Annotated in this window: 25 protein-coding genes; 14 read left to right on the top strand and 11 right to left on the bottom strand. The window is 59.5% G+C overall.

What is annotated here, in order from left to right; genetic code table 11:
- Positions 1–127: 127 nt before the first annotated feature.
- Both rpsD and ABHV46_RS03865 read left to right on the top strand, forming a co-directional pair.
- Positions 128–745 (top strand): 30S ribosomal protein S4, encoded by a 618-nt coding sequence (gene rpsD, locus ABHV46_RS03870; protein WP_025841209.1) that lies wholly within the window; start codon positions 128–130, stop codon positions 743–745.
- Between the two features lie 106 nt (positions 746–851).
- Entirely contained in the window at positions 852–2,414 is a 1,563-nt protein-coding gene (locus tag ABHV46_RS03865) for a peptide chain release factor 3 (protein ID WP_438382826.1), read from the top strand.
- A gap of 169 nt (positions 2,415–2,583) precedes the next feature.
- On the opposite strand, the gene ABHV46_RS03860 is transcribed toward ABHV46_RS03865, so the two are convergent.
- The 3 genes from ABHV46_RS03860 to aroB form a co-directional block, all read right to left on the bottom strand.
- A complete protein-coding gene (locus tag ABHV46_RS03860) occupies positions 2,584–2,727 on the bottom strand; it encodes a hypothetical protein (protein WP_438382824.1) in 144 nt (47 codons plus the stop codon).
- 180 nt (positions 2,728–2,907) lie between these two features.
- Positions 2,908–4,053: an OmpA family protein gene (locus ABHV46_RS03855; protein WP_336945272.1), complete on the bottom strand. Its 1,146-nt coding sequence runs from the start codon at positions 4,051–4,053 to the stop codon at positions 2,908–2,910.
- Between the two features lie 310 nt (positions 4,054–4,363).
- Positions 4,364–6,046, bottom strand: a complete 1,683-nt coding sequence (gene aroB, locus ABHV46_RS03850; RefSeq protein ID WP_438382822.1) for a 3-dehydroquinate synthase — start codon at positions 6,044–6,046, stop codon at positions 4,364–4,366.
- 147 nt (positions 6,047–6,193) lie between these two features.
- Here aroB and ABHV46_RS03845 point away from each other — a divergent pair, with 147 nt between their 5' ends.
- The 3 genes from ABHV46_RS03845 to ABHV46_RS03835 all read left to right on the top strand — a co-directional run bounded on the left by ABHV46_RS03845 (position 6,194) and on the right by ABHV46_RS03835 (position 8,379).
- Complete coding sequence (locus ABHV46_RS03845) at positions 6,194–6,436, top strand: hypothetical protein (protein WP_336944965.1); 243 nt, start codon at positions 6,194–6,196, stop codon at positions 6,434–6,436.
- 62 nt (positions 6,437–6,498) lie between these two features.
- Positions 6,499–7,377, top strand: coding sequence for a tyrosine recombinase (locus tag ABHV46_RS03840; protein WP_438384233.1), 879 nt, complete (start codon positions 6,499–6,501; stop codon positions 7,375–7,377).
- A gap of 45 nt (positions 7,378–7,422) precedes the next feature.
- Positions 7,423–8,379: an acetyl-CoA carboxylase carboxyltransferase subunit alpha gene (locus tag ABHV46_RS03835; protein WP_336944968.1), complete on the top strand. Its 957-nt coding sequence runs from the start codon at positions 7,423–7,425 to the stop codon at positions 8,377–8,379.
- 115 nt (positions 8,380–8,494) lie between these two features.
- Here the strand turns inward: ABHV46_RS03835 and ABHV46_RS03830 are convergent, their stop codons facing one another.
- Positions 8,495–9,247: a competence/damage-inducible protein A gene (locus tag ABHV46_RS03830; RefSeq protein ID WP_438382819.1), complete on the bottom strand. Its 753-nt coding sequence runs from the start codon at positions 9,245–9,247 to the stop codon at positions 8,495–8,497.
- A gap of 105 nt (positions 9,248–9,352) precedes the next feature.
- Between ABHV46_RS03830 and ABHV46_RS03825 the strand changes: the two genes are divergently transcribed.
- Entirely contained in the window at positions 9,353–10,258 is a 906-nt protein-coding gene (locus ABHV46_RS03825; protein WP_438382817.1) for an SMP-30/gluconolactonase/LRE family protein, read from the top strand.
- Here ABHV46_RS03825 and ABHV46_RS03820 read toward each other — a convergent pair.
- Both ABHV46_RS03820 and ABHV46_RS03815 read right to left on the bottom strand, forming a co-directional pair.
- Positions 10,247–11,209 (bottom strand): bifunctional GNAT family N-acetyltransferase/(deoxy)nucleoside triphosphate pyrophosphohydrolase, encoded by a 963-nt coding sequence (locus tag ABHV46_RS03820; RefSeq protein ID WP_438382815.1) that lies wholly within the window; start codon positions 11,207–11,209, stop codon positions 10,247–10,249. The genes ABHV46_RS03825 and ABHV46_RS03820 overlap by 12 nt on opposite strands.
- A gap of 9 nt (positions 11,210–11,218) precedes the next feature.
- The gene (locus ABHV46_RS03815; protein WP_408870602.1) at positions 11,219–12,277 is read right to left on the bottom strand and encodes a Rieske 2Fe-2S domain-containing protein; all 1,059 of its coding nucleotides are present in this window, start codon (positions 12,275–12,277) and stop codon (positions 11,219–11,221) included.
- A 426-nt stretch (positions 12,278–12,703) separates the two neighbouring features.
- Here ABHV46_RS03815 and ABHV46_RS03810 point away from each other — a divergent pair, with 426 nt between their 5' ends.
- Positions 12,704–15,220, top strand: coding sequence for a TonB-dependent receptor plug domain-containing protein (locus ABHV46_RS03810; protein WP_438382812.1), 2,517 nt, complete (start codon positions 12,704–12,706; stop codon positions 15,218–15,220).
- 118 nt (positions 15,221–15,338) lie between these two features.
- Here ABHV46_RS03810 and ABHV46_RS03805 read toward each other — a convergent pair whose 3' ends face one another.
- Complete coding sequence (locus ABHV46_RS03805; protein WP_438382811.1) at positions 15,339–16,181, bottom strand: ATP-binding protein; 843 nt, start codon at positions 16,179–16,181, stop codon at positions 15,339–15,341.
- A gap of 122 nt (positions 16,182–16,303) precedes the next feature.
- Between ABHV46_RS03805 and yajC the strand changes: the two genes are divergently transcribed.
- Positions 16,304–16,618: a preprotein translocase subunit YajC gene (gene yajC / locus ABHV46_RS03800; RefSeq protein ID WP_336944976.1), complete on the top strand. Its 315-nt coding sequence runs from the start codon at positions 16,304–16,306 to the stop codon at positions 16,616–16,618.
- Positions 16,619–16,692: 74 nt separating this feature from the next.
- On the opposite strand, the gene ABHV46_RS03795 is transcribed toward yajC, so the two are convergent.
- From ABHV46_RS03795 to ABHV46_RS03780, 4 genes are all read right to left on the bottom strand, one after another.
- On the bottom strand, positions 16,693–17,301 hold the full coding sequence (locus ABHV46_RS03795) for a superoxide dismutase (protein ID WP_438382809.1): 609 nt from the start codon (positions 17,299–17,301) through the stop codon (positions 16,693–16,695).
- A 108-nt stretch (positions 17,302–17,409) separates the two neighbouring features.
- Positions 17,410–18,300, bottom strand: coding sequence for an NAD(P)-dependent oxidoreductase (locus tag ABHV46_RS03790; RefSeq protein WP_438382808.1), 891 nt, complete (start codon positions 18,298–18,300; stop codon positions 17,410–17,412).
- A gap of 73 nt (positions 18,301–18,373) precedes the next feature.
- Positions 18,374–18,835, bottom strand: a complete 462-nt coding sequence (locus tag ABHV46_RS03785; RefSeq protein WP_438382807.1) for a hypothetical protein — start codon at positions 18,833–18,835, stop codon at positions 18,374–18,376.
- Positions 18,836–18,868: 33 nt separating this feature from the next.
- Positions 18,869–19,474 (bottom strand): LabA-like NYN domain-containing protein, encoded by a 606-nt coding sequence (locus ABHV46_RS03780; protein ID WP_438382806.1) that lies wholly within the window; start codon positions 19,472–19,474, stop codon positions 18,869–18,871.
- A gap of 292 nt (positions 19,475–19,766) precedes the next feature.
- Here ABHV46_RS03780 and rpoZ point away from each other — a divergent pair, with 292 nt between their 5' ends.
- The 6 genes from rpoZ (at position 19,767) to era (ending at position 25,415) form a co-directional block, all read left to right on the top strand.
- Entirely contained in the window at positions 19,767–20,165 is a 399-nt protein-coding gene (rpoZ, locus tag ABHV46_RS03775) for a DNA-directed RNA polymerase subunit omega (protein WP_336944981.1), read from the top strand.
- Between the two features lie 91 nt (positions 20,166–20,256).
- Positions 20,257–22,512 (top strand): RelA/SpoT family protein, encoded by a 2,256-nt coding sequence (locus tag ABHV46_RS03770; RefSeq protein ID WP_438382802.1) that lies wholly within the window; start codon positions 20,257–20,259, stop codon positions 22,510–22,512.
- 8 nt (positions 22,513–22,520) lie between these two features.
- On the top strand, positions 22,521–22,931 hold the full coding sequence (acpS, locus tag ABHV46_RS03765; RefSeq protein WP_438382800.1) for a holo-ACP synthase: 411 nt from the start codon (positions 22,521–22,523) through the stop codon (positions 22,929–22,931).
- Positions 22,932–22,974: 43 nt separating this feature from the next.
- Positions 22,975–23,769, top strand: coding sequence for a signal peptidase I (lepB, locus tag ABHV46_RS03760; RefSeq protein WP_438382798.1), 795 nt, complete (start codon positions 22,975–22,977; stop codon positions 23,767–23,769).
- A gap of 9 nt (positions 23,770–23,778) precedes the next feature.
- Positions 23,779–24,528 carry a ribonuclease III gene (rnc, locus tag ABHV46_RS03755; RefSeq protein ID WP_438382796.1) on the top strand — a complete coding sequence of 250 codons (750 nt, stop codon included), beginning with the start codon at positions 23,779–23,781 and terminating at the stop codon, positions 24,526–24,528.
- A complete protein-coding gene (gene era, locus ABHV46_RS03750; RefSeq protein WP_438382795.1) occupies positions 24,525–25,415 on the top strand; it encodes a GTPase Era in 891 nt (296 codons plus the stop codon). Before rnc ends, era begins: the two co-directional genes overlap by 4 nt.
- The last annotated feature ends 63 nt before the right edge of the window (positions 25,416–25,478 follow it).

Below are 25,478 nucleotides of genomic sequence, written 5' to 3'. Positions count from 1 at the left end.
ATCTGCATTCCGAGGTTGCGGTTCGAGGGATGCGCCCGTCTTTCCTAATTAGGGGAAAGGCCTACCGGTGCAACATGCGGTTGCCACGCAGCATAGGGCAGCCCGAAGTCGAAGCGAGTTCTTGCACATGAGCAAGCGCCAAGAAAGCAAGTATAAAATCAATCGCCGTCTGGGCGTAAACCTGTGGGGCCGCGCCAAGTCGCCGGTCAACAAGCGGGAATACGGCCCCGGTCAGCATGGCCAGCGCCGCAAGCAGAAGCCCTCCGACTTCTCGATCCAGCTGATGGCCAAGCAGAAGCTCAAGGGCTATTACGGCAACATCAGCGAGAAGCAGTTCCGCAAGTATTACGATGAGGCCGTGCGTCGCAAGGGCGATACGTCGGAGAACCTGATCGACCTGCTGGAGCGTCGCCTGGATGCGGTGATCTACCGCCTCAAGTTCGCGATCACCCCGTTCGCTGCCCGTCAGTTCGTGAACCACGGTCACGTGACGGTCAATGGCCGCAAGGTGAACATCCCTTCGTATCTGGTTCGCGATGGCGACGTGATCGAAGTGCGCGAAAAGTCCAAGCAGCTTGCTGTTGTTCTTGACGCCGCCCAGTCCGCTGAGCGCGACGTGCCGGAATACATCGAGGTCGATCATCGCCAGATGAAGGGCAAGTTCGTTCGCAGCCCGCGTCTGTCCGATGTGCCTTACCCCGTGCAGATGGAACCGAACCTCGTGGTCGAGTTCTACTCGCGCTAAACTCCGGTTTTCCTACCGGGTGTTTCTGGCCAATGCCGGATCGGGTTCACCCCCGGTCCGGCATTTGTCGTTTCAGGTATTTGCCGTTTACCGAAGGTCTTTTTCGATGTCCGAAGCCGCGTCCGCCCCCGTTTCTGCCACCGGCCTTGCCAGCGAGATCCGGCGCCGCCGGACCTTCGCCATCATTTCCCATCCCGACGCCGGTAAGACGACCCTGACGGAGCGTATCCTGCGCGCTGGCGGCGCCATTCAGCTTGCAGGCAATGTGCGCGCCAAGGGCGAGCGCCGCCGCACCAAATCGGACTGGATGGGCATCGAGCGCGATCGTGGCATTTCGGTTGTCACCTCGGTCATGACCTTCGAATATGGCGGCTGCGTCTTCAATCTGCTCGACACGCCAGGCCATGAGGACTTCTCTGAAGATACCTATCGCACCCTGACCGCCGTCGATTGCGCCGTCATGGTTATCGATGCAGCAAAGGGGATCGAGGATCGTACGCGCAAGCTGTTCGAGATCTGCCGACTGCGCGATATTCCTATCGTCACCTTCATCAACAAGATGGATCGTGAGGCGCAGGATTGTTTCGGGCTGCTTGACGAGATCGCATCGACACTGGCGCTCGATACCTCGCCTGCCACATGGCCCATCGGGCGCGCCGGGCATTTTGCCGGGACTTATGACATGCGCACGCGTGAGATACGCGGTGAAGCTGCGGGTCTCGCCCAGTCCGATGCCCGGATGGTCGCACTGTCGGAGGAACTTGAGCTGGCTGAGGCCGCTTTGCCGCTCTTCGATCGTGAGTCGTTCGATGCCGGGCATCTGACCCCTGTTTTTTTCGGCAGTGCGATGAAGGAGATTGGCGTGACCGATCTTCTTGACGCTCTGGTCGCCTATGGACCCGAGCCTCGTGCACAGCCCAGCGAGACGCGTGAAGTAAAGGCCGATGAAGAACAGGTCACGGCGCTGATCTTCAAGATCCAGGCCAATATGGATCCAAACCATCGTGATCGCATGGCCTTCGCCCGAATCTGTTCGGGCAAGCTGACACGCGGCATGCGTCTCAAGCATGTGCGTACCGGCAAGCAGTTTGCGCTTCATACGCCGCAATTCTTTTTTGCGCGTGACCGTCAGCTCGCTGAAGAGGCATTCGCAGGCGATGTGGTGGGGCTGCCCAACCATGGGACGCTGCGTATCGGCGATACATTGTCGGAAAGTGAAGAGCTGCGCTTTACCGGCGTGCCGCACTTCGCCCCTGAAATTCTGCGGCGCGTGCGTCTGGACGATGCCATGAAGGCCAAGAAGCTCCGTCAGGCTCTGGTTGAGCTTGCCGAAGAAGGCGTTGTGCAGCTTTTCCGCCCGCAGGACGGTCTCCCGCCGATTGTGGGCGTTGTCGGCACGCTACAGCTTGATGTGCTGCAATCGCGTCTTCAGGGCGAATACGGTGTCGCGATCGGTTTTGAATCGACGCCCTATACGATTGCCCGTTGGGTGACAGGCGAACGGACGAAGATCGAGACGTTCTCGATGGTCAATCGCTCGGCGATGGCGGACGACCTCGATGGCGATCCGGTTTTTCTCGCCAGCTCGAATTTCATGATGCGTCGCACGGTCGAAATGAACGCCGACCTTGCTTTTCACGATATCAAGCAGATTGGGCTCAGCACCTGATTTGAGACAAAGGGCAAGACTTCTGCGCCGCGACAAGCCCCGGATTTTCCGGGGCTTTTTTTTGCTTCAAGCGGGCTTAAACGCGGTGAGGCGGATGCCAGACTTGAGGCTCAAACTGGCTGGGGCTGGGAAAGCTCAGGCGTCCGTGGCGGGCCGGTGCGAGCGTCGTTTAAAGCGTAAGCAGAGCGATCGTACCCAAGGCAATCAGGCCTCCGAGCATAGCCCCCATTGTAAGCCCTATGCCTCCCTGACGCCCATCGAGCGAGGCGCGGTGAAGGCTCGGCATGTCGCCAAAATGAGAAATACGGGTCATGGTAATGTCCCTTAATGCGGTATTAATGACACGACTTCATTATAGCAGATTACATTCTGGTAATGAGATGTTTTGATTGCATGGCTGGCAGGTAAAGAAAAAGGCCCTTGGCATGACTGCCAAGGGCCTTTTCTGAACCAATCTGAAGCCTGCCTGAGCAACCTTCAGATCAGGCCGAAATCAGCGAAGGATGATTTCGACGCGACGGTTCTGCGGCTCACGGGTGTTCGGACCCGTCGGGACCAGCGGATGCTGCTCACCATAGCCGTGGATGTCGATCGCAGCGGCAGGAACGCCGTCACGGATCAGCTCAGCCTTGACCGACTGTGCACGACGGACCGAAAGGCCCTGGTTGTACTTCTGGCCGCGAGCACCGGGGTGCGCAGCAGAGTTGTCGGTGTAGCCGTTGACTTCGATGCGCGTCGTCTGGACGTGCGTTGAAGCCTGAGCTGCCTGGGCGACGATCTCACGAGCGCGGCCCGTCAGGTTCGACTTGTCCCAATCGAAGAACACCAGATAGGTGCGAGCAGGCTGAACTGCCGGCGGAACGACGACCACTGCCGGCGGCGGCGGCGGGGGAGCCGTGTCGAAGGCATAACGCAGGCCGACGATGAACTGATGATTGAAACGGTCATCGAAGTTCACGTTGCCCTTGTGCAGGCCCGAACCATTGCGGTTCCACGTGGTGGAGCGGTAAGCGCCTTCCGAGAAGGTCTGGCCGATCATGCGGTATTCACCGGTGATTGCGAGGCCCGGAACGCCCGGAATGTCATAAGCTGCACCGACGATGCCCTGATAGGCAAAGCCACCCTGCGTGCCGCCAACGCGATTGGTCACGCCATTGGTGTAGGACGTGGTGATCGGGTTGTAGTGCTGCCACAGATAGCCTGCACCGACACCGACGAACGGCGTGATCGGCAGGTTGATGCCGAACTGGGCCAGATCGATGTCATACAGAACGTTGACAAAGCCACCGTAGGACTGGTCGGAACCGCTGGTCGTGCCGTTCGCATAGGTCGGGCGACGATGGTTGATCTGAGAGTAGTTGTAGACACCCTCAACTTCAGCGCGCAGACCGTTGCCGAAGCCCCAGCCGAACGAACCGAAGCTCGTGAAGCCGTCCTTGTGGCGATAGCGCGAGCTGCTGCCGCCAGCGCCGTTTCCACCGTCAGCCTGCGTGGTCGGCGAGAAGGTAGCGTGCTGCTGCTGAACCAGATTGTAGCCACCGCCAATATTGACATACGGGCCGGTGATGGTGCTCGCCATGGCGATCGTCGGGGCGGCTGCCATCGACGTCATGGCCAGAAGTGCCGTGCGGAGACGCATTAGTTTCGTCCTCATAAATTCATCCATTCAAGCCTGTGTCGTTGCCCCCGGAGAGGCGAAGCAACAACAGGCTCAGCGCGATGCATAAGTGCGTATAGAGCCGTCAGTTCCGGTTCAGGAAGTGAGTTCCATGGGTATTTGACGATTAGACGAAATAGCCGTGTCCAAACTGCAACACTTCATTCCGTCCAATTAACAATTTCTTATGCAGCACCCCGTTCTAACGGGGTTTTTTCTGATTCTTATCATCAACGGATCGTGAGGTGACTGACTGATTCGTAAGGAAAATCGCGAATCTGTCCCCCCTTGGTTACGCTCGGCACCCCGCCTGCACCAAAACGTCACGCACCGTGTCCATTTCAACATCGCGACTGGTAAACGCCTTGCCGATTCCGCGCATGAGCACGAAAGACAGCCGCCCGTCCTGAACTTTTTTGTCGCGGGCCATGGAACCGATAAGTTCTCCTGCGCTCAGGGTTTCGTCGAACCAGTCAAGTCCGGCGGGCATCCCCAGACCGCGCAGATGCGCGTCGAGGCGCTGCATGTCGCTTTGGGGGCAGTGGCCGAGGGCAACCGAAAGCGCCGCAGCGAGATGGAGCCCTATCGAAACGCCCTCACCATGCAGAAGGCGTCCGTCATAGTTGAAATGGGCTTCAAGGGCGTGGCCGAAGGAATGGCCTAGATTGAGCAGGGCGCGGCCATCCTGGGCAGCGGTTTCTCTCTCGTCGTCCATGACCACATGCGCCTTGAAGGCACAGGCGCGCTGCACCGCCTCGGCGAGCGCGGCCGGATCGCCGTCCAGTATCTCGGCCCCATGGGTCTCGCACCAGGCGAAAAGCTCCGGGTCGGCGATCAGGCCAGCCTTGACGATTTCGGCATAGCCCGCAACGCGTTCGCGGCGGGGGAGAGTGGCCAGAGCGGAACTGTCGGCCAGAACGATCTGCGGCTGATAAAACGCGCCGACCAGGTTCTTTCCCGCGCGTGCATTGAGGCCTGTCTTCCCGCCCACAGAACTATCGACCTGCGAAAGCAGTGTGGTCGGGATCTGGACGAAAGGCACGCCGCGCAGAATGCTCGACGCTACGAAACCCGAGAGATCACCGACTACGCCTCCTCCAAGGCCGATGACCGTCGTGCGCCGCTCCATACCGTGGTCGAGAATATCGTTGATGAGCTGCGCATAGCGCGTGAGCGATTTCGATTCCTCGCCCACAGGCACGACAAAGGCTTTCGCTTCGATGCCGGTTTCGGCGAGAGCGGCCACAAGGCGAGGAAGATGCAAAATCGCGACGTTCTCGTCGGTGATGATGACGGCGCGCTTCTGCGGCAGGATCGGCGCCAGATAAGCGCCAGCGCGGCTGATCAGATCCGAACCGATAAGCACTTCATATTGATGCGTTTCCAGCGTGACAGGCACTCTGAGCGGATGCGCGTGGGACTCGAGGGAGTCGATTATTCGCTGGGCGCCATGATCCACGCTGTCGTCTCCACAATCCACGATGATATCGGCCTCTGCATAAATGGGGTGACGCTGTGCCTGAAGCGTCGCCAGGGTTGTCTCGACATTGCCCTTGTCGAGAAGCGGCCGCCCCGTGCGCCCTGAGACGCGTTTGACCAGAATAGGCAGCGGGCAGCGCAACCAGATCGAGCGGGCATGTTTCTTGACGAGTCTGCGTGTCTGGGCGTCGATGAACGCGCCCCCCCCGGTGGCCAGCACCTTGGGCGCGCCTTGCAGCAGGCGCTGGATCACGCGACGCTCCCCATCCCGAAAAGCGGGTTCACCGTGACGGGCGAAGATTTCCGCGATGGTGCATCCTGCGGCCCGCTCGATCTCTTGATCCGCATCGACGAAATCGAGTCCGAGTCGAGAAGCAAGGCGCCGGCCGATCGTCGTCTTTCCCGCGCCCATCAACCCGACAAGGACGATGATGCCGTGCGGAGAGACGGTAGGAGAGAAGACCGATCCCGTAGCGGGATCAGGCAGGTCGGTCATCGTTCGGTTTCGATCAGAAAAAAGCGTGGGGCGTGACATTCATGCAAGGCTAACATACAGGAAAGCCGCTCGCCACCGACCAGACCTCCGAGCGGGTCCGGCTACGTGTCGAAATCTCGTTTTTGCGCCTTTCGTTCAGGAGCCTCCATGTCCACGTTGAGCTTTCCGAGGATCGCCCTCGCCCTTCTCGTTCTGCTCGTTCTCGGTCTGGGCGGCGCTTTTCTGAAGCTGGGCATGAACCCGCCCCTGCCGGTTCAGACCATCGTGCATAAAGAACTTCCCGGTACGCAGTTTGCAGCGACACAGACGCAGGTTCAGGCAGCACCGCAGGCCGGACAGCCGCTTCCCGCCATGCCGGAACCCGTCGCGGCGCCGACGCTTCAACACTGAAGACCCGTTCTTCCACTAAACGGGAAGGCGCTTTGCCGCCAGCGGCAGAGGCCTTTCTCGAAATGCTGCTTGCAGAGCGTAATGCCGCCCTGCGCACGCGTCAGGCTTACGCGACGGATCTTGCGGATTTCGTTGCCTTCCTGCGCCATCGCGCAACGGGCGGCGGCAGTCTTCTGAACGCCGATCGAGCGGCGGTCTCAGCCCATATCGCGGTCCAGGCACAGGCAGGGCTCTCGTCGCGCACCACGGCGAGGCGGCTTTCCTGCCTCAGGCAGTTCTTCCGTTTTGCATTGAGGGAGGGGTGGTGTGCCGCAGACCCGACCGAGACTGTGGCTATGCCACGACATCAAAGCGCCCTGCCCAGATTGCTCTCCCAGGATCAGGTGACGGCCCTGATCGATCAAGGCTGCACCGGGCATGATGACCCGCGACGCGACCTTGTGAGCCGTGCGGCTCTCGAACTGCTCTACACGACCGGGTTGCGTATTTCCGAGCTTCTCGCCTTGCCAGGAAGGGTATTCACCCGTGACGCTCCCATGGTGTTGATCCGGGGAAAGGGGGGGCGTGAGCGGCTCATACCCGTATCCCACGCGGCAAGGGAAGCCGCGCTCGCCCTGCTGCACCACGACCGTGATATCGATAGCCCCTATCTCTTTCCGGGGCGCAACCCGTCGAAGCCGCTTACACGTCAGGGATTTGACAAGATTCTTTTTCAGGTTGCGCTCAGGGCCAATATCGACCCCGAACTGGTCTCGCCGCATGTGCTGCGTCATTCTTTCGCCACACATCTGCTTGAGCGCGGGGCCGATCTGAGAGCATTACAGATGCTGCTCGGCCATGCCGATATCGCGACCACCCAGATCTATACGCATGTGATCCAGGAGAGGCTCAGACAGGTGCTGACGGAGCATCATCCGCTCTCCGACGAGACGGTCTCGTGACGCAACGGATTGTTGTCGGGATGGAAGCCGTGCTATCGGCGGGTCATGCGTCAGTATCTCGATTTCGAAAAGCCGGTTGCCGAGCTTGAAAACAAGATTGCCGAACTTCGTCAGATGGCGAAGGACGGCGAAGGCATCAACATCGCCGACGAAATCGGCAAGCTCTCCGACAAGGCGGAGAAGCAGCTTCGGGCGGCTTATACCAAGCTGACGCCCTGGCAGAAGGTGATGGTTGCGCGCCACGCGCAGCGGCCTCGCGCCCTCGATTATTTCAAGGGGCTGCTCGAGGAATATACGCCGCTCGCAGGTGATCGCCTCGGTCATGACGATCAGGCCATTGTTGGCGGTCTCGCCCGCTTCCGCGGTCAGGCCGTTATGGTGATCGGCACAGAGCGCGGCTTCGACATGGAGTCGCGACTGCGCCACAATTTCGGCATGCCCAAGCCCGAGGGCTATCGCAAGGCGCAGCGCCTTGTCGAAATGGCCGGTCGTTTCGGTCTCCCGATTCTCACCTTTATCGATACGTCAGGCGCCTGGCCGGGAATCGATGCCGAAGAGCGCGGTCAGGCTCAGGCCATCGCCCGATCGACCGATTGCTGCTTACGCGCGCCTGTGCCGCTGATTGCGATCATTATCGGCGAAGGCGGTTCTGGCGGGGCTGTGGCACTGGGCGCGGGCGACCGCGTGCTCATGCTCGAACATTCCATCTACTCGGTCATCGCCCCGGAAGGCGCTGCGTCTATCTTGTGGCGCGACCCCAAGCAGGCATCGACCGCTGCCGAGGCGCTGAAGCTCACTGCTCAGGATCTGCTCAAGCTGCGCCTGATCGACCGGATCATTCCAGAGCCGATCGGTGGCGCGCAGCGCTTCCCTGACGAGGCTATCGCCTCGGTAGGCGATGCCATTGGCGATATGCTGGGAGAACTTGTGCCATTCGAAAGTGAAAATCTCGTCGCCAAGCGTCGCGAGAAGTTCCTCGCCATGGGGCGCGAATCGCTCTAGGGCGGCGCAAGCAAAGCGACCTGTTTTTTGAAATGAACAGTCCAAAACGCCCGACCGTCAGGTCGGGCGTTTTGTCGTTTCATGAGGGAGGCCAGGATACAGCGCGGGGTGCAGCTCAGGGGGCTGGTTCGCCCGCAATTGGCGTCACACCGAGCGATCCGATCAGAGTCTTGATGCGCTGACCTGCGGCCTCGACTTTTTCGCTGTCATAGCCCTTGGCCACAAGAGACACGCCTTTGCGGCCATCGGGCCTTTCGAAGGGATAGGAGCCAAGATCGAGTTCGGGGAAATCGTTCTGTATGGTCTCGAGCCCTTCCGCCAGCGTCCCTTCGCGCAGATCTGCGTGCCAGGCGACCGAACAGAGTGGCGCACCGCCTTCAAGCGTAGGCAGCAGGGCTGTAAACATCGATTGCATGATCGAAGGCACGCCCGCCATCACGTGAACATTGGTGATGGTAAATCCCGGCGCGATCGAGACCGTATTGCGTATCGGAACAGCGCCGCGCGGCAACCAGGCCATGCGCTGGCGGGCCTTGTTGAATTTTTCCTTACCCAAATAGGTTTCGAGCGCCTGAAAGCTCTCTTCGTGGCATTCTAACGGTACCCCGACGGCTTCGGCGACGCAGCCTGCGGTGATGTCGTCATGGGTAGGTCCGATCCCGCCCGTCGTGAAGACGTGATCGAACTGGGTACGACAGGTCGCAACGGTTTCAACGATCTTTCGCGCCTTGTCGGGGATGACGCGCACCTCCTCCAGGGCGATCCCGGCCTGAGCCAGACCCGAGGCGATGAAACGGATATTGGCGTCCTGCGTGTGACCGGACAGGATTTCGTTGCCGATGATCAGAAGACAGGCGGTGGGAGTCATGACTAAGTCCCTCTGGGTGAGGAGGAATGAAAACATCGACAACCATACAGGGTCGCCTTGCGTTAAACCTCTAGTAATCGATGACTTTTTCGCGGGAGAACATAAATGGCCGAACCCAATAGCGAGGTTTGCGCGACATGCGCATACGACGTCCGTGCCGAACTTGGTGAGGGTCCCGTCTGGATCTCTGGTGAGAAAGCCGTCTATTTCGTCGATATTAACGGCTGCAAGGTGCATCGGTTCAGCCCGGTTCAGGGTGAGGCCTGTCATTGGGCGGCACCGGGCAAGGTGGCGTTTCTCATGCCGGTCGACGATGGGAGCTTTCTTGCAGGGCTACCCGACGGACTTTATCGCTTCGACCCGACGGAAGGCAGCTTCACGAAGGCACTCGATGTGGAGACAGACCTGCCAGGCAATCGTCTCAACGATGGCTGCGTCGATCTGCATGGACGGGGCTGGTTCGGCACAATGGACGATTCTGAAGAAGCGCCTTCCGGCTCGCTCTACAGCGTGACGCATGAGGCGAGCGGGTTCGTACTGAGGAAGCACGATACGGGCTACGTCGTGTCGAACGGCCCGACCGTCTCGCCAGACGGCAAGCATCTCTACGCCTGTGATACACCTAACGGCGTGATCTATCGGTTCGATATCACGGCTGAGGGTGGGCTCGATAACAAGCAGGTCTTTGTTCGAGTTCCCGAAGAAGAGGGCTACCCAGATGGCGTGGTGGCCGATTGCGATGGCAACGTCTGGTGCTCGACCTGGAGCGGCGGGCACGTGCGCAGTTTTACGCCGGAAGGGGCCGAGCGTTTTGCTATCCGCATTCCAGCAGCCAATGTGACCAAGGTCTGTTTCGGTGGCGATGATCGCAAGACGGCCTATGTGACGACGGCTCGCAAGGGCGTGTCGGAACAGGCGCTTGCGGCCCAGCCGCAATCGGGCAGCCTCTTTACTTTCCGCTCCGACAAGGCCGGGTTGCCCCAGCATTGTATCGTCCTGTCAGCCCAGTAAAAGCTCTTTGAGTAACGGGATGAGCGGTCTGTCTGGGGCGGGCATCGGGTAGGCGTCCAACTGGTCTGCCGTCACCCAGGCCAGCGCCTGCCCTTCTTTGCCAGAGGGCTGTCCGCGCCAGCGCCGGCAGACATAGAGCGGCATCAGCAGATGGCGTGCGCCGATATTCTCCGAAACGAAGGTGAAGGGCGCCAGGCAACCGGACGCAATGTCGATTCCGAGTTCCTCGTGCATTTCGCGTATCAATGCTTGTTCTGGTGCCTCATGCGGCTCCACCTTGCCACCGGGAAACTCCCAGAGACCGGCGAGAGGCTTGCCCGGCGGGCGTTGCGCCAGAAGGATACGGCCTTCGCCGTCAATCAGGACGCCTGCAACGACGAGCAGAATGCGTGAGGCTGCCGTATCTGTTCGGTTGGCGGCCATTTTCGTTTCACGCTCGCGGCAATAGGTCAAAACGGGATATGGGTCCGGTCCGCGTGAGAGAAACGGAACGCGGGTCGTGCCTGAGCGCACAAACGCCATTCGCTCTAGCAGCGCGATGGAGGCCAGATTATCTTCGGCGACATCGGCGAGAATGCGCGAAACGGGCAGCGTATCGAACGCCCAGTCCACAACCGGGCGGACGCATGCCGTCGCAACGCCTTTCTGCCAGAAGGACCGACCGACCCAGTAGCCGATCTTGGCGGCCTGATTGGGGTGGCCGAGCGACAGGCCGATGCAGCCGATCAGCGCGTCATCCTCGCAGATCGCGAAGTGCCAGGCTGTGCCGGCGGTCTGACGATCGATGGTGCTCATGATCCACTGATCGGCCAACTCTCTGGGGTAGGGAAAGGGGAGGTGGCTGAGCATACGCACCACACTCCAGTCATTGACCAGACGATGCACCGCCGCACCATCATCGGCGCGGAGGGGGCGGAGCGTATAGGGAGCGACGTCGAGCGAGAGGCTCATTCTAAAGAGTCACTCCGCAGCGGCAGTGTCCGGCTGGATACCCGAACGCCGCAAAAGATCGCGCAACGCGTTGATGACCGGGAAGACCTCCTGATTGCGGTCACCGCCCAGTTCGTGCCAGGCATTCTGCTCGAGTTCAACGATCTCGCGGTCTTCTGCGAAGATACGATTGGTGAAGCCGACCAGAAGCGGCCAGGCGAGTTCCAGCGCCCCTTTCAGCTTGGGGCGACGAATCGAGAGCAGACCGAAAACGCGGCACGTAAGATGGTCTTCGTCCTGCGGTACATAGACGATCCAGAGATCCATGACCGGCGGTTCGTCTCCGGTGCGGATATGCAGCGTCTGATAAGGATAGACGGTACGAATGGTCATGACATCGCGATGGGCGAATTTGGCGCTCGCATCGCGGCGTTCGCCGAAAATTAGCGCTTCACCCCAGGGCTGTTTGCCACCCACCCGTGCGAAGCTGTAGCGCGCTTCAACCATGCGGGGTTCGTTCTCCCCACCCAGATAGCGCGGCTTCATCTTGCCCATCTGCTTCGAGTGCATGAACTGATGGTTCATATCCATCAAATTCTCATGCATGAAGCTGTAGTGGCACTTCACCTTTTCGCCGAAGCGCCGGGTCTTGTAGGCTGGATCGGCCACCGAACCGAGCTTGGGGAAGGGCGTGGTTTCGGCTTTTTCAGCGTCGCCGGGAAAGACAAAAATCAGCCCCTCGACTTCGCGGCATGGATAGGTGCGCACGCCATTGGGCAGCTTGCCCTTTCCAAGATAGGGCACGTCGATGCAACGCCCGGAGCGACCATAGGCCCAGCCATGATAGCAGCACTGTACGGCCTCGCCTTCGACGCGGCCCTTGCTGAGCGGCACCTGACGATGCGCGCAGCGATCTTCGAGCGCGAAAACGCTGCCCTCCTGCGGGCGGACAAGGGCTATGGGCTGACCTGCAAAGCGCGTGGCGATGGTCTTGCCCTTTTTGAGTTCATGCGACCAGGCGACAGGATACCAGTAATTCGGATCGCATTTGACCCGCCTCAGATCGACCGTGTCCTTACCCAGTCGCATGGCGTCTGAGCAGCGTTGTTCGGCCAGCGTGTGGGTCGCGGTATCGAGGGTAAGGCTTTCCGTCATGGGTATTCCTGTCGTGACCTCCTCCTGGCTGGCGTTCTTGGCGGGACGTGCCCCCTGAAGCCCAACCCTGAGATTGTGCATGATGATGCGCAACCTGACACTAGCAGGCTTGCCGCAAAGGGGAACAGCGCCTTTCTGGCGCCGGGGCGAGGCGGGCAAGTTTCAATCCGATGAGGGAGAGCAAGAGAAAGAATGTTGCGTCTGAGGGGCTGTTTACGCTGGCTTTGTGCAACAAACTGTGTTTTTTTTGTCGCAATCAATCCGATACCGGAAGAATTTTCCTTTTCGATGTTGTAACGATTTTTCATTACTGCATAGACTGCCTCTTGGTGAAGTTCCCATGGAGAGACAGCTCGAACGATGTTCACAAAACGAAGAATACTTGCGGCGGCGACCCTTCTCTCCCTTCCTTTCGGGTTTACTTATGCTCAGGCTGCTACTCAGCCGGCTGAACAGACCACACCCAAAGCGAAAAAGACCGCTACAGCCCATAGCAGGACGTCGATCGGCTCAGGCCAGGCTCTGGCCTCTGTCCCGAAAATCCGCACACGCAAGGCCCGCGATGCGAGTGGTGATAGCAGTGAATCGGTTATCGTGACCGGAACCCATGCCTTCAACCGCAAGGCGCGGGACAGCGCTGTGCCGGTAACAGTCGTTTCCTCGGCGACGCTGCGCCGTTCGGGCCAGCTCAACCTCGCCGACGCCATCACGCGTGTCGATCCGTCGATTACGGTCACCGCCAATGGTGCCGATGCCGGGGCGCTGACCTCGGCTATCCGTATGCGTGGTCTCAACCCGAACGAAGTGCTGGTGCTGGTAGATGGCAAGCGTCGCAATACGACCGCCAATATCTATGCCGATAACGGTCCGCAGCAGGGCTCTACGCCCGTCGATCTGAACATGATCCCGGCAGGGGCCATCGATCACATCGAAATCCTGCGTGATGGCGCAGCCGCACTATACGGGTCGGATGCCATCGCGGGCGTTGTGAACATTATCACCAAGAAGACCAATCACGGCATCAACACCGTGGCCCAGACCGGCGCCAACGCTTACAATGGCGATGGCTGGCAGTATCTGATCGGCGCCGATGGCGGTCTGAAATGGGGTAATGACGGCTTCGTCCATCTCAGCGGTCAGGTCTATCACACCGATCACTGGGTCTCGAATCTCAAGAGCACCAACGATCATCGCTGGACTCCGACGTCGAGCTGGCCAGCAAACTCGAACAAGATTCTCTCCAACCCTGAGGAGACGCGCGAAAATCTATCGATCGAATGGGGCAAGGGAATCACGGAGGGCATCGAGACCTATGGTCTGATCACCTACGCCCATCGTCACTCCGAGGCTTATGAGAACTACCGCACCCCCACCGTCGCACCGAGCGCTTTCCCTTATGGGTTCTCTCCGCTCGAGACCATTGAAGAGAACGATTTTCAGGCCAATCTGGGCATCAAGGGCGATAATCTCTTCGGCTTCAGCTGGGATCTGAGCACGCTCTACGGTCAGGATGACGACGATATCGGGAACAAGAACACCTTCAACCCGAATTATTATAAGGCTTACGGCTTCTCGCCCACTACCGTGCGCGCCCAGAGCTATTCGCTCGCCCAGTGGACCAGCAATTTCGACGCGCGACGCAATTTCCGCATTGCCGATGTCGTGCCGATGACGCTGGCCTTCGGTGCCGAGCATCGTCTGGAAATGTACAAGATCAAGGCGGGCGAGCCTGCTTCATATGAACTGGGCGGCACGCAGGGCTTTGCCGGTCTGACGCCACAGAATGCGGGGCAGTGGCAGCGTAATATCTGGGCTGGCTATCTGGATGGCGATTTTCACCCGCTGCCGCACTGGGATCTCGATTTCGCCGGGCGCTTCGAGCACTACACCGATATGGGTAACACCGAGAACGGCAAGGTCACGACGCGGTATGACATCACCAGCAAGCTGGCGATCCGTGGCACGATCAGCAACGGTTTCCGTGCGCCGACCATGCCCGAGCAGTATTACTCGGCGCTTAACGTGTCGCCGACCGGTGCTTCGGGGCTGCTTCAGACGGTTGGCGCCGCTGGTCAGTCAATCGGGGCACAGCGCCTGAAGCCGGAAAGATCGACCAGCGCCGAAGGTGGCATTATCGCCGAGCCGTTGAAGGACTGGCATGTCTCGGTGGATGTCTATCAGATCAACATCCGTGACCGCATCATCGGTTCAGCCACCGTCAACGACCAGACGGCGCTCAATGCTATTGCATTGACCGGCGTAAACCTGCCCAGCGGGATCGAACTGGATAACGTGACCGCCAACTACTTTGCAAACGTGGCCAGCACGCGTACGCAGGGTCTCGATCTGCAATCCGATTACCTGTTGCACCTGCACCGCTACGGCACGCTTAATCTGAGCGCGATGCTCAACCTCAACCGGACCCGCATCAGCCATATCAATACCAACGCCTTCGGCGACCCTGCGGCCAATGCGCAGACGGTGGGCTATCTCACCACGGGCTCACCACGCAGCAAGCTGATCCTGAATGCTTATTGGACCTACCATCAGTGGGACGTGAACCTGCGTCAGACCCGTTACGGCGAGACGAAGTCGCTGCTCACCTATGAAGATCTGGCGCCGACTGCACTCAAATACTCCAACACCGAATGGGCCGAGTTCAAGAATACCCCGGCCTGGCTGACGGATCTTGAAGTGGGCTATCGCTTTACCGAGCACTGGCACTTCGCCATTGGCGCGAACAACATCTTCAATCAGCGCCCACGCCACGTGAACCCGATCACCAACTATCTGGGTCCGAAGATCTACGACACCGATTCCTCCGGTATCCCGATCTACGGCGCCTATTACTATGGTCGCCTGAACGCGACGTTCTGATCGCAGCAGGACATGCGGGACCGGCTTTTCCGATCCCGTACGCCTCTGTAATGTCTAAAATCTCTCACGAACCGGGCTGGTGCTTCGCCATCCCGGTTTTTTTATCACCTGTTATTCTTTACCCGAGCGTTGCGCTCAGATGATCGATGAACTGGGCGGCAACGCGCCCCGAGCGGCCGCCGCGCTCCATGGCCCATTCCAGCGCATGGCGATGCAGGGCCTCTTTTGATATTTCGAGCCTGCGATGGGCCGCATATCCATCGACGATGGCGAGGTAGGTTTCCTGGTTGCAGCCATGCACGCCAATCCAGAGTCCGAAGCGGTCTGACAATGAGACTTTTTCTTCAACGGCTTCCTGCGGGTTGATGGCGCTGCCGCTCTCGTTTTCCATCATGTCGCGCGGCATCAGATGGCGCCGGTTCGAGGTGGCGTAGAACAGCACATTCTCCGGTCGCCCCATGATGCCACCATCGAGAACCGATTTGAGCGATTTGTAATCGGCGTCCTGCGTCTCGAAAGAGAGATCGTCGCAGAACACGATACAGCGTCTGGGCTGGGCGCGCAGAATATCCAGAAGCCGGGGCAGGGTGGAGAGGTCGTCTCGCTGGATCTCGATCAGCACCAGTGCGTGGGGATGCGCTCGATTGGCTTCGGCAAAGCAGGCCTTGACCAGTGAGGATTTGCCCATGCCCCGCGCTCCCCAGAGCATGACGTTGTTGCCGCTTCGGCCCGCCGCAAAATGGCGTGTATTCTCAAGGACGAGCCTTGTCTGACGGTCGATGCCGCGCAGCAGGGAGAGATCGACGCCCTGAACCTGAGCCACAGCACGTAGCGTTGCGGCGCTGCCCTGCCACATGAAGGCATCGTTGCCTTCGAGTGTCGCCGGGCTGGCAGGAATGGGTGACAGGCGCTCAAGCGCGTTGGCGATACGGTCGAGTTTTTCGATCAGAACGGCGTCCATCGGGTGGTCCCTTGCTCCGTGGCTATGCTTGACGAGCGGGCGCGACCTATTATGGTCCGGGCCAATCGGGCTGGCTTTCGGGCGCGTCCGGTCCCTTATCTATCGACATATGGAAGAAACGCATGCTCGCCAACAGCGGGATTATCTCATTCCTCCCGATGATCCTCGTGTTCGTCGTGTTTTATTTCGTCCTCATTCGCCCGCAGCAGTCGCGTCAGAAAGAGCTTAAAGCACAGCTCAACGCCTTGCGTCGTGGTGACCGGATTGTGACCAGCGGCGGTATTATCGGCACGGTGCAGCTCTCACGCGAAGGCACCAAGGAGATCGAGGTCGAGATCGCTCCCGGCGTGAAGATCCAGCTGATGCGTGAGAACGTGTCGCAGGTGCTGACCAGCACGGCAAAGCCTGCCAATGATGGCGGCAAGGCTGCCAAATAACTCTGATCCAGGCGGCAGAAACAAAAAAACCGGCCTCCGCAAGGAAGCCGGTTTTTTGTTGAGCCCTTGCGGAATCAGGCGGAAAGGAGTTCCGCTTCGGCAAACTCGTAATTGGCGAGCTTGTCGAGATAGTTCGTGATGTAGTCGGGACGACGATTGCGGAAGTCCAGATAATAGGCGTGTTCCCACACATCCAGACCGAGCAGCGCGCGGCCCTGGCCTTCAGCGAGCGGGTTTGAGCCATTGGCGGTCTTGGTGACGGCGAGCTTGCCATCGGCGCCGAGAACGAGCCATGCCCAGCCCGAACCGAACTGCGAGATCGCCGCCTGCTTGAAAGAAGCCTTGAACGCATCGAGACCACCCAGATCGGAATCGATCTTGGCGGCGAGCTTGGAGGGCACCTGGCCGCCAGTCGGGGCGAGGTTCTTCCAGAACAGGATGTGGTTCCAGTGCTGACCCGCATTGTTGAAGACGGGGGCCTGAGCGGCGTCGCCCTTCACGGCGAGAATGATTTCTTCGAGGCTCTTGCCCTGAAGCTCCGGCTTGGCTTCGACAAAGCCGTTGAGCGCCGTGACATAGGCCTGATGGTGCTTGCCGTGATGCAGCTCAAGGGTTTCCTGGCACATGCCCGAAGCGGCAAGGGCGCTGGTCTGGTAGGGGAGGGACGGCAGTTCGAAAGCCATGGTGCGTCTCCTGGACTATCATGGTGGGGACAAAGCGGAGCTGCTTGGTCTCACAAGGCAGCTATGGTGCCGGACGGGTTTCGTCAACCCGTCGGCGCTGGTCGGCGATCAGGCTTTTTCGGTAGGGTCTGGCTGATACACCACGCTTTTTTCGATCGCGCCCAGAAGCGCGGCGTAATCGTCATTGGCGTGGCGTTTGCTCGAGAGCGCGAGCGCCTGATCGGCGACGGCGATGGACGGGCAGAAGGCGTGCGTGCTGCGCGCCGCCGAGACGAGCAGCCCCATGTCTTTTGACATCAGACGTGTCGGAAACTGGGCCGTGAAGTCACCGCGCTCGGCACTGGCCAGCTTGCGCTTGTGATGAGGAGAGACCACGGCGACCTGTGCAAGCGCTTCATACAGCATCGCGCGATCAAGACCGCTCGACAGCCCATATCCTACAGCCTCGGCGATGACGTTGAGGGTGGCGCCCATGATGCCGTTGATAACGAGCTTCAGCTTGGTTCCCGCACCGACGGCCCCCGCATGAATGCTCAACTTGCCAATGGCGCTCAAGACGGGGCGAGCCGCCTCAAGGTCGTCATGCGAGGCGCCGACCAGCATCACCAGCTCTCCTTTTTCGGCCTCGGGTGTGCTGCCGGACATCGGAGAGTCGACAAAGCGCAGTTCCTTGCTCCGGGCCAGGGCGTCGAGCCTTTCTGTGGCTTCTGGCGAGATCGTGCTGGTGTTGAGGATGAGCGTGCCGGCGCGGGCGCCTGCCAGCACGCCCTCGGCTCCCTCGACCGCAGCAAAGATGGCGGCGTCATTGGGAACGCAGAGGATGAGAATATCCGATTGCGCAGCGAGCGCCGAGGCCGTTTTCACCACCGGTGTCTCAGCATCCTGCTGACGCCCAGACGGGGTGTAGGCACTCACGCCGTAACCGGCCTTTCTGAGGTTCTTGCCCATGAGCGCGCCCATTGCGCCGTAGCCGATAAAGCCGATCTTTTGTTCCGTCATGCTCGTCATACCTTTTCATGCACTGTGCTGCTGACTAAAGCACCGACGTGACACAGGTTGCGGGCCCGGGGGGCTAAACCGACAGCGCCGCTCCGAGAGCGGGGGGTATCTGTGCGAGTAGCTGATCTATTGTGTCAACATGTTTCCCATGCACGACAGGAAAATTGACCAACACCAGTCCGTCAGGCAGGGCGGTTATTCTGCCGGGGCGGAAAGGGACGCGCGCCCATCCAATGCCATAGGCGTCGAGAGTGGAGAGGTGCGCTGCGACACCGAACGTGACCACCAGTTTCAGATTGATTAGGGATGCGAGCAATTCGGTCAGGTTGACCGCTTTGGCATCCGGCGTCGCAGGCCAGACCGGGAGGTCCGGTCTGGCCCCTTCGAGGTGATGAAAGACAATGCTTAGATCCTGCGTCCGAGTGACTTGCTTGCGCATCTGTGTTTCGATTCCGTCGCGCAGGACGGGCGTGATGCCGGCGAGACTAACGACGAGAACGCAGGCCTTTTTGAGGCTGAGTGCTATACAGTCCATGGTTGGGAGAGTCATTGAACCGGAAGAAGCGTATCAGTCTTCGAACTCGTCGTCGGTCACGACATCGGCCGGGTGACGTATCGGAGCGGCGCGAGGCCTGGCCGGTGCGTCACCCTGGCGTCGCGTGAACTCGCCAGCGATGTCGCCCAGCTCGATAAACTGATCGACTTGGCGGCGTAAATCGTCACCGATGAGTGGGGGGGAGGAACGCAGAGACGATACAGCCGTGACGCGCACGCCGCGGCGTTGAATGGCCTCCACGACGCGACGCAAATCGGCATCGCCGCTGAAAATCACGGCATGGTCGATACGGTCGGCGAGCTCCAGGAGGTCGACAGCAAGCTCGACATCCATGTTGCCCTTCAATCTGCGCCGTCCTGTCTGGTCGGTAAATTCCCGGGCGTTTTTGGTGACCAGCATGAAGCCGTTATAGGCCAGCCAATCGGTAAGGGGCTTAAGCGGCGAATATTCTTCAGTCTCCGGGATTGCTGCGTAATAATAAGCGCGCAAAAGCTTTGTGTTCGTTTTGAAATAACGGAGAAGTCTTCTGTAATCTACTTCGAATCCGATGGTCTTGGCGGTATAATAGAGGCTCGAACCATCTATAAATACGGCAGTTCTCTCATTTTTATCGAGCATCTCTTACCTATCTCAGAAAAACTGTGACGTTTCACGGTTGTCACAGAAAAAATAGTCTCAAACTGTGGTTTAACGAATTCTGAATCAGGAATATAGCAATATCATTGCTTTATCGCCACTTGTCATCTTGCGGCGTCAGTCGTCTTTTTGGGTCTGGCGAGCCGGGCCTTCCCGCATTCGATAAGCTTGTGTCCACTGTGCGGTCCGATGGAGGGAATATTTGCTCGAAAGGGCACTTTGTGATAGGCGGTGCAGTTCTCATGGATCTGCGTATATTGGTTGGGAAGAGTTTATGGCACGCGTCACCGTTGAAGATTGCATCGAAAAGGTTCCGAACCGCTTCGAGCTCGTTCTCCTTGCTGCGCAGCGCGCCCGTGGCCTTTCGCGCGGCGAGGAAATGACCCTTGATCGCGATAACGACAAGAATCCTGTCGTTGCCCTGCGTGAGATCGCCGAAGAAAAAGTCAATCTCGGCGCACTCAAGGATGGCATTGTTCGCTCTCTCGCCCGTGCGCCTGAGCCTGAGCCTGTCGACGAGGAAGTCATGGATCTCATCCCGACCGATCAGAATATCTTCGGCCTGCAGGATGTCTCCACCGAGGAAGAGCATGCCCATATGGCAGAGACGATGTCTCCCGCCGAGCTGGAGGCTTCCTTCGAGGCGGAATTTGGAGGGCGAGGCCGCCGCTAATCTCTTGCGATACCGGGCCTTTTTGTGGTCCGGTATCGTTTCGGCGCTCGATTTGAAGCGGGCGTGATCAAAACTGGGAGAGAGTACCGGCATGTCTGACACCCTTCTCCCCGGCGCTGAAATGGCGGCCTCGATCCCGTCCATCGCTGGACTCCTGCGTCGCATTGCAGGCTACGATCCTCACGCAGACCTCGCCCGCGTTGAAGAGGCCTACGCCGTCGCCGAAAAGGCGCATCGCGAACAAAAGCGCGATAATGGCGAGCCCTATATCATCCACCCGATCGCCGTCGCCAATATCCTTGCGGGGTTTCGCATGGATGTGCCTTCCATCGTGGTGGGCCTTCTGCATGATACGGTTGAAGATACGGGCATCACCCAGGTTTTTCTGAAAGAGCGTTTCGGGGAGACCGTCGCCAGTCTGGTCGATGGCGTCACCAAGCTGACAAGGCTCGAGCTTCAGTCGGACCGCACCAAGCAGGCCGAGAATTTCCGCAAGCTCGTTCTGGCGATGTCGCGCGATATCCGCGTGCTCATCGTCAAGCTGGCCGATCGTCTGCATAACATGCGCACGCTGCATTACGTGCAGCGTCAGGACCGCCGGCTGCGGATCGCGCGTGAAACCATGGACATCTATGCGCCGCTCGCCGAGCGCATCGGTATGGACCGGGTCAAGACGGAGCTGCAGAACCTCTCTTTCGAGCAGCTCGAGCCTGAAGCCGATGCCACGATCCGAGCGCGGCTGAACTTCCTGCGTGGCCATGGCGCCGATATCATCGAGCAGATTCGCGCCGAGTTGAAGGGGCTTTGCGCCGAGGTCGGTCTTGACCATGTTGACGTGACGGGGCGTGAGAAATCGCCCTTCTCGATCTGGGCAAAAATGCAGAAGCGCAATGTCGCTTTCGAGCAGCTCTCTGACATCATGGCGTTTCGCGTGATCGTGCCGACGCGCGATGCCTGCTACGCGGCTCTGGGTGCGATCCATGGCGCCTATCCCATGATTGCCGGGCGCTTCAAGGATTACATTTCGACCCCGAAGGCGAACGGGTATCAGAGCCTTCACACCGGGGTCACGCTGCGCCAGCCGCGCAACCAGAAAATCGAAATACAGATTCGCACCGCCGACATGCATGACTTTGCCGAGAACGGCGTGGCGGCTCACTGGGCTTACAAGGAGCGCGATGCCGCGCAGGCCTCGAATACCGAGGTCGCGGCGCTGGGGCTGAACAAGCTGCGCTGGGTGCAGGATCTGCTCGAAATTCTCGAAGATTCCGAGGCGCCCGACGAGTTTCTCGAAAACACGAAGCTCGAGCTGTATCAGGATCAGGTTTTCTGCTTCACGCCCAAAGGGCAGCTCATCTCCCTGCCGCGCCGTGCAACGCCGGTGGATTTTGCCTATGCGGTGCATAGTCAGGTTGGCGATGCCTGCGTGGGGGCCAAGATCAATGGGCGTTTGATGCCGCTGCGGCACGAACTGCAGAACGGCGATCAGGTCGAGATCATGACCGCGCGTGGCGGCACGCCATCGGCTTCTTGGGAGCGTTTCGTTGTTACCGGCAAGGCGCGTGCGCGTATCCGCCGCTACGTCGCCTTGCAGCAGCGCCAGGTCAATCTCGACACAGGGCGCACCGCTCTGGCCAAGGCTTTCCGTCAGGAAGGTGTCGATGGCAGCGAAAAAGTCCTCGAAACCCTGCTGCGCGATCTGCGTCAGCCGAGTATCGAAGATCTCTATGTGTCGGTGGGGACCGGGCAGCTCGGTCCGCGCGACGTCGTCAATGCGGCTTATCCCGAGCTGCGTCAGACCCATCGCGCGCCGCGGATGGTGCCAGGCCTGTCGGGTCGTCTCGGTGGCGGTCTGGGTACACCGGCGCGTTACGGTGCCAAAAGCGGTTCGATCATCAATGGTATCGGCTCCGGTATTGCGACGCATTTTGCCGGATGCTGTCACCCTCTGCCCGGCGATCCCATTGTCGGGATTATCGCACAGGGTAAGGGTGTCACCATTCATCAGCGCCATTGCCAGAATCTCAGCGCGTTCTCTTCCACCCCCGAGCGTTTCCTCGAGATCGACTGGGATTACGAAGCCCTAGCCCAGGGCGATCGTGGTGCGCCGCATATCGGGCGGGTGAGCGTGATCGCAGCCAATGAATCCGCTGTGCTCACAACACTTACCAACACGGCGTCCAAGCATAATGGCAGCGTGGTCAATCTGCGTATTCTCAACCGCCAGCTCGATTTCATGGAGATTCTCGTCGATCTGGAGGTGCGCGACGTGCGGCACCTTTCTGCGATGATCGCTGCGCTGCGCTCGGCGCAGGGTGTCATGCAGGTCGAACGCACGAAGAACTGACGGACGTCATGATACGGGGTATCGGCACCGATCTTTGCGACATGCGGCGTATAGCGCGCGCTCTGGAAAGATCAGGAGACCGTTTTCTTGAGCGAGGCTTTACCGAAGCGGAAATAGCCTATGCCAATACGCGCAAGGGCGACGGGCGTCTCGGTGTTCTGGCCAAACGATGGGCCGCCAAGGAGGCTTGTGCGAAGGCGCTCGGAACAGGCTTTCGCGACGGCATTCAACTGACCGATATCGAAGTGCGTCATGATGCGCTCGGCAAGCCGTTTCTTCATCTGCGCGGAAAAGCGGCCGAGCGTCTCGATGCCCTGGCCTTGCCGGGAGAGCGGGCCGATATTCAGGTCAGCCTCAGCGACGAGGCGCCTTATGCGATTGCCTATGTGATCGTGCAGTCGATCTCTCGGCAATCATGATAGGCTGTCGCCAAATCCCCACTACCTGCGCTAAGAACCGGAAATGACCGAAATGAATCCGGAGGCTTCGCCCTCCAAGCGAAAAGAAGACACTCCTCTGGAAATCGTTCGCTTCGTCGCGATCTGGATTATTGTGTTGATGGCGATACGAACGGTGTTCGTCGAACCTTTCAATATTCCGAGTGCGTCGATGATACCGACCCTTCAGGTGGGCGACTACATCGTCGTCACGAAGTTCGACTATGGCTGGTCGCGGTTCTCGATGCCGTTTTCGCCGCATCTTTTCGACGGGCGCATCTGGGGTACGACGCCGCATCGCGGCGATGTTGCGGTTTTCCGTTACACGCAGAACAACTCGATCGATTACATCAAGCGCATCATCGGTCTGCCGGGCGATCATATCCAGATGCGTGCGGGCGAACTCTATCTGAACGGCACGCTGGTGCCGCGCCAGTCGCTCGGCGCCTATTCGGTGATGGATGAAAATCGACTGCCGCAGACCGGTATACGCTATCTCGAAACCCTGCCGGGCAGCGCGGGCGCTGCGCCCGTCACGCATCAGATTCTGAAGCAGACCGATGAGGGCGAGCAGAACGACACGCGCGAATACGTTGTGCCGGAAGGCTATTTTTTCGCGATGGGCGACAATCGCGACAATAGCGGCGACAGCCGTTTCCAGCGTGATAACGGTGTGGACCTCGGTTACGTCCCCATGGTCAATCTGGTTGGGAAGGCGCGTTTCGTATTTTTCTCCTATGAAGCCGTTCATCCTCTCTGGCAGTTCTGGCAATGGCCGCTTGAAATACGCTGGAGCCATCTTTTTGCGACGATGCACTGAGGCTCTGTCATGACCGGTCATGACGACACTCTCGACGCCATACAGAAGGCGCTCGGTCACCGTTTCGCTGATCAGACGCTGCTGCGCCAGGCGCTGACCCATCGCTCTGCCGTTTCCTCCAGGCAAGGGCGTCGTGCTCCACGCGGCGGAACAAAGCCGGTCGATACGGTATCCAACGAACGTCTCGAATTCATGGGCGACCGCGTTCTCGGCCTGCTCATGGCAGAGTGGCTGCTGGAGCAATTTCCGAATGAGCCTGAGGGCGCGCTCGGGCCGCGTCACGCGTCTCTCGTGTCGCGCAATGCACTGGCCCCGATTGCCGAGAGCATCGGCATAGCAGGGGCGCTGCGCATTGCCGAGCATGAAGAGCAGGCCAATATCCGAAGCCTTGCCAATGTGCAGGCCGATGCGATGGAAGCGCTTCTCGGCGCGATCTATCTCGATGCCGGGCTTGAGCCTGCGCGCCGCCTGGTGCGCGAAAAATGGAAAGATCTACTTCTTTCCCAGATAACCCCGCCCAAGGACCCAAAGACTGCCTTGCAGGAATTTGTGCTTGCACGCGGGTCTGCCTTGCCGGAATACGAGACCCTGTCGATGGAAGGCCCTTCGCATGCACCGCGCTTTACGGTTGCGGTTTCTGCTATGGGTGAGGCAGGTGAGGGCGTAGCAGGAAGCAAGCGCCAGGCCGAGAGTGAGGCGGCGACCGCCCTCCTCCGGCGATTGAACCGTGGCCGTAAAGGCACGAAGGATAGAAAATGACGACACGTTGTGGTTTCGTCGCTCTTGTCGGGGCGCCGAATGCCGGAAAATCCACTCTGATCAACCGCATGACCGGCACCAAATTGTCGATCGTAAGCCCCAAGGCGCAAACGACGCGCTTCAGGGTTCTCGGCATATTGATGCGCAAGACCACGCAGATTCTGCTTGTCGACACCCCTGGCATCTTCAAGCCAAGGCGCAAGCTCGATCGCGCTATGGTGGCTGCAGCCTGGACCGGCTCGCAGGACGCAGATATCTCGCTGCTGCTGATCGATGCAAAGGCCGGTATCCGCGAAGAATCACAGGCCGTTATCGAGACGCTCGCCAAGCAGAAGCGCCGTGTCTGGCTGGTCCTGAACAAGACCGACCTGATTGGCGCCCAGCAGCTTCTGCCCCTGACCAAGGCGATCACCGAGCAACTGGCCGTCGAGCATGTCTTCATGCTCAGCGCTCGTTCGGGTGACGGCGTGGATGACCTGCTCGATCATCTCGCCGCGGAGTTGCCCGAGGGGCCCTATCTTTACCCTGAAGACGATCTGACGGATCTGCCCGACCGTCTGCTTGCGGCCGAGCTGGTGCGCGAGCAGATCTTCATGCAGACGCATGAGGAAATTCCTTATCAGGCCACTGTCGAGACCGAGAGCTTCAAGGAGCGCCCTGACGGTTCAGTGCGTATCGATGCCACGATCTATGTTTCCCGACCCGGTCACAAGGCGATTCTGATCGGTGAAGGGGGGCGCAAGATTCGCAGCATCGGCGAGCGGGCGCGTCTCGATCTGGGGCGTCTGCTCGAGCGTCCCTGCCATCTTTTTCTCAATGTGCGGGAGCGTGCCGGTTGGGATGAGGAAAAGGCCAGGCTCAGGGCGATCGGTCTGGACGACGCCTGAGAAGTTCTTGTGAGGACAGGCCGCGCCCTATAAGAGAGGCGCGGGTTCTGAAATGGCCCTCAT

Origin of the sequence: Asaia sp. BMEF1, from assembly GCF_051628905.1 — a bacterium.
Taxonomy (GTDB): domain Bacteria; phylum Pseudomonadota; class Alphaproteobacteria; order Acetobacterales; family Acetobacteraceae; genus Asaia.
This window is presented reverse-complemented; position numbering and strand designations above follow the sequence as displayed.

Bases quoted from the DNA above. Each gene is read 5' to 3' on its own strand.
- ABHV46_RS03805 (WP_438382811.1), bottom strand. From the start codon at position 16,181: ATGGACGCCGTTCTGATCGAAAAACTCGACCGTATCGCCAACGCGCTT.
- era (WP_438382795.1), top strand. From the start codon at position 24,525: ATGACGACACGTTGTGGTTTCGTCGCTCTTGTCGGGGCGCCGAATGCC.
- rnc (WP_438382796.1), top strand. From the start codon at position 23,779: ATGACCGGTCATGACGACACTCTCGACGCCATACAGAAGGCGCTCGGT.
- ABHV46_RS03780 (WP_438382806.1), bottom strand. From the start codon at position 19,474: ATGCTCGATAAAAATGAGAGAACTGCCGTATTTATAGATGGTTCGAGC.
- ABHV46_RS03835 (WP_336944968.1), top strand. From the start codon at position 7,423: ATGCGTCAGTATCTCGATTTCGAAAAGCCGGTTGCCGAGCTTGAAAAC.
- ABHV46_RS03855 (WP_336945272.1), bottom strand. From the start codon at position 4,053: ATGCGTCTCCGCACGGCACTTCTGGCCATGACGTCGATGGCAGCCGCC.
- rpsD (WP_025841209.1), top strand. From the start codon at position 128: ATGAGCAAGCGCCAAGAAAGCAAGTATAAAATCAATCGCCGTCTGGGC.
- ABHV46_RS03795 (WP_438382809.1), bottom strand. From the start codon at position 17,301: ATGGCTTTCGAACTGCCGTCCCTCCCCTACCAGACCAGCGCCCTTGCC.
- rpoZ (WP_336944981.1), top strand. From the start codon at position 19,767: ATGGCACGCGTCACCGTTGAAGATTGCATCGAAAAGGTTCCGAACCGC.
- ABHV46_RS03790 (WP_438382808.1), bottom strand. From the start codon at position 18,300: ATGACGGAACAAAAGATCGGCTTTATCGGCTACGGCGCAATGGGCGCG.
- ABHV46_RS03810 (WP_438382812.1), top strand. From the start codon at position 12,704: ATGTTCACAAAACGAAGAATACTTGCGGCGGCGACCCTTCTCTCCCTT.
- ABHV46_RS03845 (WP_336944965.1), top strand. From the start codon at position 6,194: ATGTCCACGTTGAGCTTTCCGAGGATCGCCCTCGCCCTTCTCGTTCTG.
- ABHV46_RS03770 (WP_438382802.1), top strand. From the start codon at position 20,257: ATGTCTGACACCCTTCTCCCCGGCGCTGAAATGGCGGCCTCGATCCCG.
- lepB (WP_438382798.1), top strand. From the start codon at position 22,975: ATGACCGAAATGAATCCGGAGGCTTCGCCCTCCAAGCGAAAAGAAGAC.
- ABHV46_RS03785 (WP_438382807.1), bottom strand. From the start codon at position 18,835: ATGGACTGTATAGCACTCAGCCTCAAAAAGGCCTGCGTTCTCGTCGTT.
- ABHV46_RS03865 (WP_438382826.1), top strand. From the start codon at position 852: ATGTCCGAAGCCGCGTCCGCCCCCGTTTCTGCCACCGGCCTTGCCAGC.
- ABHV46_RS03860 (WP_438382824.1), bottom strand. From the start codon at position 2,727: ATGACCCGTATTTCTCATTTTGGCGACATGCCGAGCCTTCACCGCGCC.
- ABHV46_RS03825 (WP_438382817.1), top strand. From the start codon at position 9,353: ATGGCCGAACCCAATAGCGAGGTTTGCGCGACATGCGCATACGACGTC.
- ABHV46_RS03820 (WP_438382815.1), bottom strand. From the start codon at position 11,209: ATGAGCCTCTCGCTCGACGTCGCTCCCTATACGCTCCGCCCCCTCCGC.
- ABHV46_RS03830 (WP_438382819.1), bottom strand. From the start codon at position 9,247: ATGACTCCCACCGCCTGTCTTCTGATCATCGGCAACGAAATCCTGTCC.
- acpS (WP_438382800.1), top strand. From the start codon at position 22,521: ATGATACGGGGTATCGGCACCGATCTTTGCGACATGCGGCGTATAGCG.
- aroB (WP_438382822.1), bottom strand. From the start codon at position 6,046: ATGACCGACCTGCCTGATCCCGCTACGGGATCGGTCTTCTCTCCTACC.
- ABHV46_RS03840 (WP_438384233.1), top strand. From the start codon at position 6,499: ATGCTGCTTGCAGAGCGTAATGCCGCCCTGCGCACGCGTCAGGCTTAC.
- yajC (WP_336944976.1), top strand. From the start codon at position 16,304: ATGCTCGCCAACAGCGGGATTATCTCATTCCTCCCGATGATCCTCGTG.
- ABHV46_RS03815 (WP_408870602.1), bottom strand. From the start codon at position 12,277: ATGCGACTGGGTAAGGACACGGTCGATCTGAGGCGGGTCAAATGCGAT.